Below are 14214 nucleotides of genomic sequence, written 5' to 3'. Positions count from 1 at the left end.
CGGAGCCCACCCATGCCCGCCCCCGTGCTGATCTGGTTCCGCAGCGACCTGCGCATCCACGACAACCGCGCCCTGGCCGCCGCGGCTCGCCAGGGGCCGGTGATCGCGGTCTTCCTGCGCTGCCTGCCCCACTGGCAGCGCCATGGCCACGGCGCCAACAAGCTCGACTTCTGGGCACGTGGCGTGGCGGCACTCAAGGCCTCGCTCGAGGGTCTCGGCATCCCGCTGCTCCATCGCGAGCTCGACGACTTCGCCGAAGCCCCCGAGACACTGCTGGTCATCGCCCGGGACACCGGCGCCAAGGCACTGCACTTCAACCACGAGTATCCCCTCGACGAGGTGCGCCGCGACGCGGCGGTGATCGGCGCCTTTGCGTCCGCCGGGCTGGCGGCGCGGGGGCATCACGACAGCGTCGCCTTTTCCCCCGGCGAGCTGCTGACCGGCAAGGGCGACTACTATGGGGTCTTCACCCCCTTCGCCAAGGCCTGGCAGCGCCGGCTCACTCCCGAGCGCCTGGCGCTCAGCGACGCCCCCACGCCCCAGGCGCGCCTGCCCATCGCCGCGGACCCGCTGCCCGGGCTACCCGAGCTCGATGACACCCCGATTGATCGCCGGACATGGCCCGCCGGCGAGCAGGCGGCCGCCGACCGGCTCGAGCGCTTCCTGCGCTTTCGCGGCCGCCACTATGCCCACCGCCGCGATGCCCCGGCGATCCGCGGCACCAGCGAACTCTCGCCCTATCTGGCGCTCGGCATGATCTCCCATCGCCAGTGCCTGCAGGCGGTGCTGGCCGAGAACGACGGTAGCCTCACCGAGGGCGACGCCGGGCTCACGGCCTGGGTCAGCGAACTGGTGTGGCGGGAATTCTACCGGCACGTCGCCTTCGGCTTTCCCCGGGTCTGCCGCCACCGCGCCTTCCAGGCCCCCACCGAGGCCCTCGCCTGGCGCGACGACGACACCGGCTTTCGTGCCTGGTGCGCGGGGCGTACCGGCTATCCCATCGTCGATGCGGCCATGCGCCAGCTGGTGACCACCGGCTGGATGCACAACCGGCTGCGCATGATCACCGCCATGTTCCTCGCCAAGCACCTGCTGATCGACTGGCGACGCGGCGAGGCCTTCTTCCTGCGCCACCTGGTCGACGGCGAGTTCTGTGCCAACAACGGCGGCTGGCAGTGGGCGGCCTCCACCGGCACCGATGCCGCCCCCTACTTCCGCATCTTCAACCCCACCACCCAGTCGCAGCGCTTCGACCCGGGCGGCGCCTTCCTCGCCGAGTGGCTGCCCGAGCTGGCCGCCTTGCCGGCCCGGGCCCGTCATGCGCCGCCGCGTGACCCGCTCGAGAAGCTCGACTACCCGCCCCCCATCGTCGACCACAAGGCCGCCCGGGCCCGCGCCCTGGACGCCTTCAAGGCCCTCAAGCCGGCCTGAACCCCGCCCCCCACCGGAGGAGATCGCCATGCACCGGGACCCCGCCCTGGAGGCCTTCTGCGCCTTCTTCAATAAACTAGACAAGACATGTACAAAAAAGCTATACATGTTCTACACAGGAGACGTATCCTTCGTCGACCCCCTGCACCGCATCGAGGGTCGAGAGGCGCTGGAAGCCTACTTCACCGCCCTGTACGAGAACGTCACATCATGCCGGTTCGACTTTCACCACCGGCAACGCCAGGGCGACACCGCCTTCGTCACCTGGACCATGCAGCTGGTGCACCCGCGACTCGATGGCGGCCGGATGATCGCGGTGGAGGGCTGCTCGCGGCTGGACTTCGCACCGGATGACGCCGGTCGGGTGGCACGACACCGCGACTACTTCGATGCCGGCGCCCTGGTCTACGAGCGCCTGCCGCTGCTGGGCGGCGCGGTGAGACTGGTCAAGCGGCGCCTGGGCCGATGAGGGGTCGGGTATGCAACGAGGCGCCTGTCGGCGCACAACGATCGAGGGGCGAGGCATGACGGCATTGCATGGCAGGCAGCGGATCTGGCTGACCGGGGCGACCTCGGGCATCGGCCGCGCCCTGGCCGAGCGGCTGCTCGCTCAGGGGCACCGGGTCGCCCTGAGCGCTCGCAGCGCGTCGGCGCTCGGCGAACTCGCCGGCGACCGGGACGACGCCCTGCCGCTGCCCCTCGACGTGAGCGACCGCGCCGCCGTGCGACGGGCCGGGGAGCGTCTCGCCGAGGCCTTCGGCGGCCTGGACCTGGTGATCCTCAATGCCGGCACCTGCGAATACCTCGACGCCCGCGACTTCGACCTGGACCTCGTCGAGCGGGTCTTCGCGCCCAACCTCTTCGGCGCCCTGCACTGTGTCGACGCCGCCCTGCCGCTGCTGCGCCGGGCCCGCGCCGAGGGCGGGCGGCCGCTGCTCGCCGCCACCTCCAGCGCCTCGGCCTATCTCCCCCTGCCGCGGGCCGCGGCCTACGGGGCCTCCAAGGCGGCGCTCAGCCACTTCATGGAGTCGCTGCGGCTTGACCTGCATGCCGAGGGCATCGACATCAGTTTGATCCACCCGGGCTTCGTCGAGACGCCACTGACCGCGCGTAACGACTTCCCCATGCCCATGCGCATCACCGCCCCGGCGGCCGCCGACGCGATCCTCACGGGGCTGGCAAGGCGCCGGCTCGATATCCACTTCCCGCGCCGCTTCACCCTGCCGGTCCGGCTGCTGGGCATCCTGCCGCCGGGCCTGCGCCACTGTCTCGGCCTGCGCCTGACCCGTACCACGGCAGGCCAGGGAGCACCGGAGCCACGCCCATGACCGCCCCCTTCCTCCCGCCGTCGCGCCAGCGGAATGGCGCCCAACGCATCGCCGTGATCGGCAGCGGCATCGCCGGCATGGCCGCGGCCTGGTACCTCTCTGGTCGCCATGAGGTGACCCTGTTCGAAGCCGCCGAGCGCCTGGGTGGCCATACCGCCACCATCGATGTGTGGCTGGAGGGGCGCCACTACGCCATCGATACCGGCTTCATCGTCTTCAACGACCGGACCTACCCCCATTTCCGGCGCCTGCTGTCGAGGCTCGGCGTGGCCAGCCAAGCCACCGAGATGAGCTTCTCGGTGCACGAGACGGCCCGGGACTTCGAATACAATGGCCACACCCTGGCCTCGCTGTTCGCCCAGCGCCGCAACCTGCTGCGTCCGCGCTTCTACCGCCTGCTGGGCGACATCCTGCGCTTCAACCGTGAGGCGACCCGGGCCCTGGAGGCCGGCGGCCTGGATCCGGCCATGACGCTCGGTGCCTGGCTCGACGCCCGCGGCTACGGCACCGACTTCCAGCTGCGCTACCTGCTGCCGATGGGGGCGGCCATCTGGTCGGCCAGCCTCGGCGACCTGCGCGCTTTCCCGCTGCTCTTCTTCGTGCGCTTCTTCGGTCACCACGGCCTGCTGTCGATCGACGACCGACCCCAGTGGCACACCCTGGTGGGCGGCTCTCGCGCCTACATTCCCGCGCTGACCGCCCCCTACGCCGAGCGCATACGCCTGGCCACGCCGGTGCACCACCTCCAGCGCGACCCGCATGGCGTGCGGGTGTGCACCGCCGCCGGCGCCGAGACCTTCGACCAGGCGGTGCTGGCCTGTCACGCCGACCAGGCGCTGGCGATACTCGACGACCCGAGCGACGCCGAGCGCGAGATTCTCGGCGCGCTGCCCTACCGGGACAACGAGGTGGTGCTGCACACCGATACCCGTCTGCTGCCGCGCCGGCGCCGTGCCTGGGCGAGCTGGAACTACCGTCTGGACGGCCGCGGCGAGGACGCGCGGGTCTCGGTGACCTACGCCATGAACATCCTGCAGCGCCTGGACGCCCCGCACACCTTCTGCGTGACGCTCAACGACGCCGCCGCCATCGACCCCGCCCGGGTGCTGGGCCGTTTCACCTATGCCCATCCTCAGTTCACCCTCGCCGGCCACGCTGCCCAGGCGCGTCACGGCGAGATCTCCGGCCCCGCGCGACGCACTCACTTCTGCGGCGCCTACTGGCGCTACGGCTTCCACGAGGATGGCGTCTGGAGCGCCCTGCGCGTCGCCCGGGCCCTGGGCTGCGACGCGGATGACACGCCCTGCGCGGCCGTCATGGGCGCCCCCCCGGTGGGCCGGATCGTCGCACCGGAGGCCCGCGGATGATCGACTCCCCGCGCTCGCGGATCTACCGCGGCAGCCTGCGCCACCGCCGCTTCCTGCCGCGCCGGCATGCCTTCGCCTACGGGGTATGGATGGCCTGGCTCGACCTCGACGAGTTGCCCGAGCTGTTCGATGGCGTGCCCGGCTTCAGCGCCCGGCGCCCGGCCCTGGCCCGCTTCCGCCGCGAGGACTACCTCGCCCCCCACGACCGGCCACTCGAGGACGCGGTGCGCGAGGAACTGGCGCGCCGGCTCGGCTTCGCCCCCGACGGCCGCATCTGCCTGCTCACCCAATTGCGCACCCTGGGGGTCGGCTTCACCCCGCTCTCGCTCTATTACGCCTACGATGCCCACGGCGAGCTGCGCGCCGTGCTCGGCGAGGTGACCAACACCCCCTGGGGAGAGCGCGCCCGCTACGCCTGCGCGGTGTCCCCGCACCGCCATGCCCACACCGCCGAGTTCGCCAAGACGCTGCACGTCTCGCCCTTCCACCCCATGGACATGACCTACCGCTGGCGCTTCACCACCCCGGGCGAGCGGCTGGCGATGCACATGGAGACCTGGCAGGCGGGGCAGCGCCACTTCGACGCCACCCTGACGCTCGAAGGCCGGCCGGCGACCCGCCGCGTGCTGCTCGCGACCCTGGCCCGCCAGCCCTGGATGAGCACCAAGACGCTCGCCGGCATCCACTTCGAGGCGCTCCGGCTCTGGCTCAAGCGCGTGCCCGTCCATGACCACCCCCGTCGCGAGGAGACCTCGTCGTGAATACGCTTCGCTCCGCCACCCCGGCCCGCCCGGTCCCGGCCGATGCCGATCGCCCGACTCGCTGGCTGAAGCCGCGCCTGCTGGCCCGGCTCGACCGCCTGGAGGGGGGTGACATCACCCTGATCGAGGGTCATCAGCGCCATCGCCTGGGCCAGGGTGGCGATCTCGCCGTGACCCTGGTGATACGCGACAGCCGGGTCTGGAAGCGTGTCGCGCTGGGCGGTACCGTGGGCGCCGCCGAGGCCTACATGGACGGCGACTGGGACGCCGATGACCTGGTGGCGCTGATCCGGCTGTTCGCGCTCAACCTGGAGCGGGTCAACGGTGAGCTGGAGAACGGCCCCGCCCGCCTGGGGCGCTGGCTGCTCAGTGCGCTGCACGCCCTGCAGCGCAACACCCGCCAGGGGGCCCGCCGTCACATCGCGGCCCACTACGATATCGGCAACGACCTCTTCGCCACCTTCCTCGACCGGCAGCACTGGATGTACTCCAGTGCGGTCTTCCCCCACGCCGAGGCCAGCCTGGAGGAGGCCTCGACCCACAAGCTCGAGCTGATGCTCGACCGGCTCGACGTGCACCCCGGCCACCACCTCCTGGAGATCGGCACCGGCTGGGGAGGGCTGGCCATCCACGCGGCGAAGACCCGGGGTTGCCGGGTCACCACCACCACCATCTCCGAGGCGCAGTACGCCCACACCGCCCGGCGCATCGAGGCCGAGGGCCTGGGCGAACGGATCACCCTGCTTCGCCAGGACTACCGGGAGCTCACGGGGCGCTACGACCGGCTGATCTCGGTGGAGATGATCGAGGCGGTGGGCCACCACTACCTGGATACCTACCTGGCGACCCTCGACCGGCTGCTCGGCGACGACGGCCTGGCCATGCTGCAGGCCATCACCATCCGCGACCAGCGCTTCGAGGCGGCCAAGCGCGAGATGGATTTCATCAAGCGCTACATCTTCCCCGGTGGTTTCCTGCCCTCGCACCGCGCCATCCTCGACGGCCTGGCCCGGCACACTTCGCTCAACGTGCTGGCGCTGGACGAGATCGGCCTGCACTATGCCCGCACCCTGCGCGAGTGGCGCCACCGCTTCGAGGCCAACCTGGAGACCGTACGCAGGCTCGGCTACGAGGAGCGCTTCATCCGCATGTGGCGCTACTATCTCTGCTACTGCGAGGGGGGCTTCCTCGAGCGCACCATCGGCACCTGCCACCTGCTGCTGGCCAAGCCCGGCGCTCGACCGGCCCCGCAGACCGGGGCCCTGTGACCGGCAGGGCCACCCCGGTCTGGCCATCGCCCCGCCGGGAGCTAGGCGGTCGCTTCCGCCGCCACCCGGGCGCCGTCCGGCGAGCCCCCGGCCGACTCGTGCTCCTGCCACTGCGCCTCGAGCAGCTCCGCCGGCAGCGGACGGGCATAGAGGAAGCCCTGCACCAGGGAGCACCCCGCCGCCCGCAGGAAGTCCCGCTGGGCGATCGTTTCCACCCCCTCGGCGATCACCTCGAGCTCGAGCCCCCTCGCCATGGCCAGCACTGCACCGACGATGGCCGCGTCGGCACGATCATCGGGCAGGGCCTTGATGAAGGCGCGGTCGAGCTTGAGCTTGTCCAGCGGCAGCTTCTTGAGGTAGCCCAGCGACGAATACCCGGTACCGAAGTCATCGATGGCGATGGGGTGGCCACGCTCGCGCAGCACGCCGAGGCGCGGGGCGATATCGCCGGCCCGCTCGTCGAGCAGCACCGACTCGGTGATCTCCAGGCCGAGCCGTTCGGCCGATATGCCGTGCCGGGCGAGCCCGGCGGCCAGCGCCGACTCCAGCTCGCCCTGGAACATCTGCAACGCCGAGACGTTGATCCACACCGGCACCTCGGGCATGCCGAGACGCCGCCAGCACGCCAGTTGCGCCAGCGCCTGGTCGATCACCCAGTTGCCCAGCGAGGCCATCAGGCCGTGGCGCTCAGCCAGCGGGATGAAGTCCGCCGGCGAGATCATGCCGTCCCGCGGATGACGCCAGCGCAGCAGCGCCTCGAGGCCGACCAGGGCACCATCCGCCAGGTGATGCTGCCCCTGGTAGTGGAGCTCCAGCTGGGTGCCGGTGGCCAGCGCATGACGCAGCTCGTTGACCAGCCCCAGCTGGGGGCTGTCCTGCATGTCCAGCGCCGGCCGGAAGCGCTGGCTGTGATTGCGCCCATGGCGCTTGGCGGCATAGAGCGCCGACTCCAGCCGCTGGAAGAGCACGCCGGACTCGCGGCCGTCCTCGGGCGCCCGGCAGCTGCCGATGGTCAGACCGAAACGCAGCGAGTGCCCCTCGATCTCGAAGGGCTCGCCCAGGTGGGCCTGGAGGGCGGCAATCCAGTTGTCATGGTCGTCGAAGGTGGTGGTGCGGATCACCATGAACTCGTCGCCACCGAGGCGGCCTACCACGCCGCCGGCCACGTGGCCGGCGAGCCGCTGGCCGAAACGCGCCAGCAGGCGGTCCCCCATCTCCACCCCCAGGCCGTCGTTGATCGACTTGAAGCCGTCGATGTCGATCAGCGCCATGTCCAGGCTCTCGCCGGCCCGCAGATGGCGCAGCCGGGAGTCGAGCAGGTCATGCAGGCGGCGACGGTTGGGCAGGCCGGTGAGCGGATCCTCGAAGCCGATGCGACGCAGGTCCCGCTCCCGGGCCTTGTGCATCGAGATGTCGGTGAACAGGCAGACGTGGTGGGTGATGCGCCCCTGCTCGTCGCTGACCGCCCGGACCCGCAGCCACTCGGGGTACTCGTCGCCATGCTTGCGCCGGTTCCAGATCTCCCCCTCCCAGCGCCCGGTACTGCGCAGGGTCTGCCAGTAGCGCTCGAAGAAGGCCTTGTCGTGGCGCGGAGCGGAAAGGGTGGTGGCGTTGCGGCCGCGCACCTCCTCGGCGGAATAACCGGTGATGCGGGTGAAGGCGGGATTGACCGCCTGGATGCGATTGTCGGCGTCGGTGATGATCACTCCGTCCTCCGACAGCGCCAGGGCATCCTGGCCCAGTCGGGCACGCTGGTGCTCCAGACGCACCTGTCGCCAGGCGTCCATCAGCCCCAGCGCCACCAGGGAGGCGGCCGCCAGGCGCAGGGCGACGCCGGGCAGCCAGATACTCGCCGACAGGGCGGCGAGGCCGGTCCAGAGCAGCGGGCGGTTGAGCGAGAAGGCTGGCCACATGGGGAAGACTCGGCTCGGGCGGGTGGATGGCATCGCGCCTGGCGCGGGCGATATATTCGTACCCCCCGATATCGGCAGCCGGCCGCATAACTGTAACCCGGCGAGGGTGGGCGGGTTTCAACGCCTGCGGCCCGGCGTGCATTCCCGGGCCACGGACAGTAGACTAGTCGGGCCGCTCGGCGGCAGCATGCCGTTCGCGGCATACAACAACGTCGACACTCGGAATGATTCAGTGACCAAGCAACACTCCTTTGATCGTGAAGAACTGCTGGCCTGCTCACGCGGCGAGCTGTTCGGCCCGGGCAACGCGCAGTTGCCGGCTCCCAACATGCTGATGCTCGACCGCATCACGCGCATCTTCGAAGACGGCGGCGATCACGGCAAGGGCGAGCTGATCGCCGAGCTGGATATCCGTCCCGACCTGTGGTTCTTCGACTGCCACTTCCCCGGCGACCCGGTGATGCCCGGCTGTCTGGGCCTCGATGCCATGTGGCAGCTGGTCGGCTTCTACCTGGGCTGGCTGGGCCACCCGGGGCGTGGCCGGGCGCTGGGCTGCGGCGAGGTCAAGTTCACCGGCCAGATCCTTCCCGAGGCAGAGAAGGTCACCTACCGGATCAACATCAAGCGCATCATCACCCGGCGCTTGATCCTCGGCATGGCCGACGGCACCGTATCCGTCGATGGCCGCGACATCTATCAGGCCAATGACCTGCGCGTCGGCCTGTTCACCTCCACCGCGAACTTCTGATCAGGAGGCTTCCATGCGACGAGTGGTAGTCACCGGCCTGGGCATCGTGTCCTGCCTGGGCAACGACCGGCAACAGGTTCTCGAGGCGCTCAAGGCGGGGCGCTCCGGCATTCGCTTCAAGGAGGAGTACGCCGAGCGCGGCTTCCGCAGCCAGGTCGCCGGCGTCGTCGACATCGACCTCGATGCCCTGATCGACCGCAAGCTGCGTCGTTTCATGGGCGACGCCGCGGCCTACGCCTATGTTTCCATGGCCCAGGCCATCGAGGACGCCGGCCTCACCCCGGAGCAGGTCTCCGATGAGCGCACCGGCCTGATCGCCGGCTCCGGCGGCGCCTCCAGCGCCAACCAGGTCGAAGCCGCCGACGTGATGCGCGAGAAGGGCCTGCGACGAGTCGGCCCCTACCGGGTCACCCGCACCATGGGCAGCACCGTCTCCGCCTGCCTGGCCACGCCGTTCCGGATCAAGGGCGTCAACTACTCGATCTCCTCGGCCTGCGCCACCTCGGCCCACTGCATCGGCAGCGCCATGGAGCAGATCCAGCTGGGCAAGCAGGACGTGGTCTTCGCCGGGGGCGGCGAGGAGGAACACTGGACCCTGTCGTGCCTGTTCGACGCCATGGGGGCGTTGTCGACCCACTACAATGACACCCCCGACAAGGCCTCGCGGCCCTACGACAAGGCCCGCGACGGCTTCGTGATCGCCGGCGGCGGCGGCATGCTGGTGCTCGAGGAGCTCGAGCACGCGCGTGCCCGCGGCGCCAGGATCTACGCCGAGGTGACCGGCTACGGCGCCACCTCCGACGGCCACGACATGGTCGCGCCCTCCGGCGAGGGTGCGTCACGCTGCATGCGTCAGGCGCTGGCCACCGTGAACGGCGAGATCGACTACATCAACACCCACGGCACCTCCACCCCGGTGGGCGATGTCGCCGAGCTCAAGGCGATTCGCGAGGTGTTCGGCGACAGCACCCCGGCGATGAGTTCCACCAAGTCGCTGACCGGCCACTCCCTGGGGGCCACCGGCGTGCAGGAGGCGATCTACTCGCTGCTGATGATGGAGAACGACTTCATCGCCGCCTCCGCCAACGTCGAGACCCTCGACGAGCAGGCCGACGGCTTCGACATCGTCACGACGCGTCGCGACGGCGTGAAGGTCGAACGCGTTCTCTCCAACAGCTTCGGCTTCGGTGGCACCAACGCCTGCCTGGTGCTGGAGAAGTTCCGCGACTGACCCCGGCGGAGCCGGGCCGATACGCAAGAGGCGCCCCGATGGGGCGCCTCTTGCGTCGTGACCACCGGCGAGCGGTGCGTCAGGCCATCGGCTTCTCGGCCGCCGGGGCCGCTTCCGGCATCGTCGGCCGGGGCACCTCGGAGATCTCCGCGAGCCGCGCCTCGATCCACGCCTCCACCTCGACCAGCACCTCCTCGGGCGAGCGCCCGACGGTCTCGATGGGCTCGCCGACCACCAGCGAGAGACGCCCGGGGTTCTTCACCCAGTGCCTGCCCGGCCAGCGCTCGCCGGCATTGTGGGCCACCGGTACCACCGGTCTGCCCGCCCGACAGGCGATCACCGCGCCGCTCTTGTTGTAGCGCTTGCGGCACCCCGGTGCCACCCGGGTGCCCTCGGGAAAGATCAGCACCGACAGCCCCTCCTCCAGGCGCGTCTTGCCTTGGCTGAGCACCTGTCGCATGGCCCGGGCCGGCTTCGAGCGATCCAGGGCGATGGGGTGCAGCAGGCGCAACCCCCAGCCGAACAGTGGAATGTTGAGCAACTCGCGCTTGAGCACCGTGCACACCGGCGGCTTGATCAGCTGCAGGTAGACCGTCTCCCATTCACACTGGTGATTGGCCAGGATCACGCAGGGCCCCTCGGGCAACCGCTCGCGCCCGCGAACGTCGTAGCGCACCCCACAGGCGAGGCGGAACCAGGCGATGATGAAGTGGTTGTAGAGATTCAGCAGCCGGTAGCGCTTGGCCAGCGGCAGCAGGGGCGCCACCGGCAGGAACAACACCCCGCTGATCAATATGGCCAGAAAATAGCCGGCATAGAACAGCAGGCTACGCAGCACGTTCATGGTCACTCCTCGACCTCCGAGTCGGAGCGGATGCGGTCGTTGGCACGGCACCAGGCATCCAGCATGCGACCCAGCTCCAGCCGCCAGGGTTTCTGGTGCACACCGAACACCGCCAGCACCCGACGACAGTTGAGCACCCGGCGCAGTGGCTGGTCGTGGTGGTGGCGGAGCGCCTTGACGCCGCCCAGTTCGAGGTGCTCGCCACGGCCCTCCAGGCGGGTCGCCAACTGGGTGCGCACCATGGAGATGAAGGTGTAGGCGCTGACCGGCTCGGTACCGGCCAGGTGGTAGCTGCCCCAAGCACCGGCACCGCAGTGCTGCTGCTGGAGCATGCCGATCAACGCCATGGCCACGGCATCCGCCGAGGTCGGGCAGAAGGTCACGTCGGACTCGCCGCGCAGCTCTCCTCCCGCCACCAGGGTATCGATCAGTTCATTCAGCCAGGCGTTGCTGCCCTCCAGGGCGAACAGCGGCCCCAGCCGCACGATCAGGTGCCGCGGGTGCTCGGCGCGGATACGATCGCCGGTGGCGACCAGCCGACGCAGGCTCTCATCCCGCGGGGCGGGGATGACATGCTCGTCGATCGGCGCCTCGAAGCCATCCTGGTAGAGCTGGTCGGAGACGCACCACACCAGCGGCACGTCGGCCGTCAGACAGGCCTCCATGCACGCCTCCACCGCCTCGGCATGGGCGGTGACGGCGGCCGGCTCGGCGCTGATCGGCCGCGCCAGGGGCGGAATCACCAGGGCATCGGGGGCGATCTCCTCGAGCCGCCCCTCATCGAGCGCGAGGCCGACCTCGATGACCAGTTCGGTATCGCTACGCCGGCTGGCCTCCCGGACCAGCGCCAGGCTCAGGCAGTGGCCGGCATCGAGTATCAGCAGCTTCACGGCGTCTCCTTCGGGTTCCAACGCCGCCCGGGCATCAGTGGCAGCTCACTCAGAACGGGATCTCGTCGTCGAAGTCATCGAAGCTGCCCGGGTCGGGAGCACCATAGTTGCCGCCCTGCTGGCCGCCGCCCTGCTGGGGCGCCGGCTGGGGCGCCGGCTGGGGCGCCGGCTGCGGAGCCGGGCGTTGCTGGGGCTGGCCGCCGCCGAAGCCGCCACCCTGCTGGGCCGCGTTGCCATACCCGCCCGGCGCCTGCTGCTGCCCCGGATAGCCCCCCCCTTGCTGGGGAGCCATGCCGCCGCCCTGCTGGGCTGAGCCGCTACCCTGGAAGTCGCCGCCGCTGCGGGAATCGAGCATCTGCATGTCGTTGGCGACGATCTCGGTGCTGTAGCGGTCCTGGCCGTCCTGGCCCTGCCACTTGCGGGTCTGCAGCCGCCCCTCGATGTAGATGCGCGCCCCTTTCTTGAGGTACTGCTGGGCGATCTCGGCGAGCTTGTTGAACATCACCACCGTGTGCCATTCGGTACGCTCCTGGCGCTGGCCGCTCTGGCGGTCCGTCCAGGTATCGGTGGTGGCGAGGCGCAGGTTGGCGACCGGATTGCCGGAAGGCATGAAGCGAACTTCCGGATCCTGTCCCAGGTTGCCGATGAGAATGACCTTGTTGACGCCGCGGGCCATGAGGGACTCCTTGCTGTCGTGAATTCGTGATGCGGTGGAATGCGTGGCGCGAACGGCGCCCTGTGTCAGATCATACGCTGCTCAGGCGTCGCTGTGGCCCCTGCGTGACTCAATCAGCCGCGTCAGGGCCTCCTCGTCGAGGCGCTGGCGATCCACCTTGAGGTAGGCTAGCCGCTCCTCGGGCACCACCAGCACGTCCTCGACCCCGGCCACCTCGGCGAGATGCGCCATCAGCGTCTCCAGCGCGTCGCCATGGGGCTCGCCCTCCAGCGCCACCACCTCGCTGGAGAGGTGCCGGGGGGCCGTCATGCCGACCATCAGCGCCAACCACACCAGGCCGAGCAGGGCACAACCGAGAAAGACCGCCGACAGCCCCCACTGCTGGGCCAGGAAACCGCCCAGCACCCCGCCCAGGAAGGCGCCGAGAAACTGGCTGGTGGAATAGATGCCCATGGCGGTGCCCTTGGCCCCGGCCGGGGCCAACTTGCTGAGCATCGAGGGCAGGGTGGCCTCGAGCAGGTTGAACGCGGTGAAGAACAGCAACAACCAGCCGAACAGCCCCCACCACCCCGCGGCGAGCCCCGCCAGCCCGCCCAGGCTAAGGGTGATGGCGGCGATCGCCAGCAGGCACATGGCCTTCATGCGGCGCTGCTTCTCGGCGACGATCACCAGCGGCACCATGAAGGCGAAGGCCAGCACCATGACCCCCAGGTAGGTCAGCCCATGGCGCTCGAGGGCGATGCCCGCCTCCAGCAACCGGAAGGGCACGGCGACGAAGATCGCCATCAGGATCAGGTGCAGGGCGAAGATCGACAGGTCCATCCGCCACAGATCGCTGCGGGCGACGATCGCCCGCCACTGGTCACGGTCGAGCCCCACGTCGCGGTGGCGCAACCGGCGTGGCGCCGGCGGTACCAGCTTCCACAGCACCAGCAGCCCGAGGACGGCGAGCAGCGCGGTGAACCAGAACACCGCCGACAGCCCCCGCCACGACGCCAGCCAGGGCCCGAGCACCATGGCCACGGCGAAGGCCACACCGATCGACAGGCCGATGGTCGCCATGGCCGCGGTGCGGACCTGCTCGCGGGTCTGATCGGCGAGCAACGCCATGATCGCCGCGGCCACCGCCCCGCTGCCCTGCAGGCAGCGCCCCAGCACCACCCCGCCGATGCTGTCCGCCTGGGCGGCGACCACGCTGCCGATCAGGAACAGCAGCAGCCCGGCGGCGATCACCGGCTTGCGACCGAGGCGATCGGAGAGCAGGCCGAAGGGAATCTGCAACACCGCCTGGGTCAGTCCGTAGATACCCAGCGCCAGGCCCACCAGCAGCGGCGTGGCGCCGGCCAGATCGTCGGCATGGAGTGCCAGTACCGGCAACACCATGAACAGGCCCAGCATGCGCGTGGCATAGAGGCCGGCCAGGCCCGTGATGGCGCGCCGCTCGGTGGCTAACAGCAGTCCTGAGACCTTTCGCATAGAGTTTTCGGCATTCCGTGAGCGGGCATCGTCTACCCGTTGGTGGACCGCACATTCTAGCGGCTCGCCGCCCCCCAGGGAAAGCCGCTCGCCGGCAACGCTTTTGCCGGTGATGCGGCGGCGGACGTATAATCGGGCTTTTGCCGTGCGTCTCGAGGTGGGAATGGACAGGATTCTGGTCAGGGGTGCCCGCACCCACAACCTCAAGCAGATCGATGTGGAGCTGCCCCGCGACGCCCTGATCGTGGTCACCGGGCTCTCCGGCTCCGGGAAGTCGTCGC

The 14214-nt window shown here is 70.0% G+C and carries 13 protein-coding genes; 8 read left to right on the top strand and 5 right to left on the bottom strand.

What is annotated here, in order from left to right; all coding sequences use genetic code 11:
• The first annotated feature begins 12 nt into the window (after positions 1 to 12).
• From phrB to QLQ85_RS01665, 6 genes are read left to right on the top strand one after another with little or no spacing between them, the layout of a single operon-like run.
• Entirely contained in the window at positions 13 to 1431 is a 1419-nt protein-coding gene (phrB, locus tag QLQ85_RS01690) for a deoxyribodipyrimidine photo-lyase (RefSeq protein ID WP_282737412.1), read from the top strand.
• Between the two features lie 28 nt (positions 1432 to 1459).
• Positions 1460 to 1900 carry a nuclear transport factor 2 family protein gene (locus QLQ85_RS01685; protein ID WP_282737411.1) on the top strand — a complete coding sequence of 147 codons (441 nt, stop codon included), beginning with the start codon at positions 1460 to 1462 and terminating at the stop codon, positions 1898 to 1900.
• A gap of 55 nt (positions 1901 to 1955) precedes the next feature.
• Positions 1956 to 2759 (top strand): SDR family NAD(P)-dependent oxidoreductase, encoded by an 804-nt coding sequence (locus QLQ85_RS01680; RefSeq protein ID WP_282737410.1) that lies wholly within the window; start codon positions 1956 to 1958, stop codon positions 2757 to 2759.
• Positions 2756 to 4126 carry an NAD(P)/FAD-dependent oxidoreductase gene (locus QLQ85_RS01675; protein WP_282737409.1) on the top strand — a complete coding sequence of 457 codons (1371 nt, stop codon included), beginning with the start codon at positions 2756 to 2758 and terminating at the stop codon, positions 4124 to 4126. Before QLQ85_RS01680 ends, QLQ85_RS01675 begins: the two co-directional genes overlap by 4 nt.
• Positions 4123 to 4887 carry a DUF1365 domain-containing protein gene (locus QLQ85_RS01670; protein WP_282737408.1) on the top strand — a complete coding sequence of 255 codons (765 nt, stop codon included), beginning with the start codon at positions 4123 to 4125 and terminating at the stop codon, positions 4885 to 4887. The genes QLQ85_RS01675 and QLQ85_RS01670 overlap by 4 nt, the downstream gene beginning before the upstream one ends.
• Complete coding sequence (locus QLQ85_RS01665) at positions 4884 to 6155, top strand: SAM-dependent methyltransferase (RefSeq protein WP_282737407.1); 1272 nt, start codon at positions 4884 to 4886, stop codon at positions 6153 to 6155. Before QLQ85_RS01670 ends, QLQ85_RS01665 begins: the two co-directional genes overlap by 4 nt.
• Before the next feature lie 41 nt (positions 6156 to 6196).
• Here QLQ85_RS01665 and QLQ85_RS01660 read toward each other — a convergent pair whose 3' ends face one another.
• Positions 6197 to 8068 (bottom strand): putative bifunctional diguanylate cyclase/phosphodiesterase, encoded by a 1872-nt coding sequence (locus QLQ85_RS01660; RefSeq protein ID WP_282737406.1) that lies wholly within the window; start codon positions 8066 to 8068, stop codon positions 6197 to 6199.
• 232 nt (positions 8069 to 8300) lie between these two features.
• On the opposite strand from QLQ85_RS01660, the gene fabA reads away from it, so the two are divergent.
• Both fabA and fabB read left to right on the top strand, forming a co-directional pair.
• Positions 8301 to 8816, top strand: a complete 516-nt coding sequence (gene fabA / locus QLQ85_RS01655; protein ID WP_282720195.1) for a 3-hydroxyacyl-[acyl-carrier-protein] dehydratase FabA — start codon at positions 8301 to 8303, stop codon at positions 8814 to 8816.
• A 13-nt stretch (positions 8817 to 8829) separates the two neighbouring features.
• Positions 8830 to 10047: a beta-ketoacyl-ACP synthase I gene (gene fabB, locus QLQ85_RS01650; RefSeq protein ID WP_282737405.1), complete on the top strand. Its 1218-nt coding sequence runs from the start codon at positions 8830 to 8832 to the stop codon at positions 10045 to 10047.
• A 79-nt stretch (positions 10048 to 10126) separates the two neighbouring features.
• Here fabB and QLQ85_RS01645 read toward each other — a convergent pair whose 3' ends face one another.
• From QLQ85_RS01645 to QLQ85_RS01630, 4 genes are all read right to left on the bottom strand, one after another.
• Positions 10127 to 10891, bottom strand: a complete 765-nt coding sequence (locus QLQ85_RS01645) for a lysophospholipid acyltransferase family protein (RefSeq protein ID WP_282737404.1) — start codon at positions 10889 to 10891, stop codon at positions 10127 to 10129.
• A 2-nt stretch (positions 10892 to 10893) separates the two neighbouring features.
• Positions 10894 to 11781, bottom strand: coding sequence for a sugar nucleotide-binding protein (locus QLQ85_RS01640; RefSeq protein WP_282737403.1), 888 nt, complete (start codon positions 11779 to 11781; stop codon positions 10894 to 10896).
• 49 nt (positions 11782 to 11830) lie between these two features.
• Positions 11831 to 12457, bottom strand: coding sequence for a single-stranded DNA-binding protein (locus QLQ85_RS01635; RefSeq protein WP_282737402.1), 627 nt, complete (start codon positions 12455 to 12457; stop codon positions 11831 to 11833).
• A gap of 81 nt (positions 12458 to 12538) precedes the next feature.
• Complete coding sequence (locus QLQ85_RS01630; RefSeq protein ID WP_282737401.1) at positions 12539 to 13933, bottom strand: MFS transporter; 1395 nt, start codon at positions 13931 to 13933, stop codon at positions 12539 to 12541.
• Positions 13934 to 14214: the final 281 nt, after the last annotated feature.

Source organism: Halomonas kalidii (genome assembly GCF_030010475.1).
Lineage (GTDB): Bacteria > Pseudomonadota > Gammaproteobacteria > Pseudomonadales > Halomonadaceae > Halomonas > Halomonas heilongjiangensis.
This window is presented reverse-complemented; position numbering and strand designations above follow the sequence as displayed.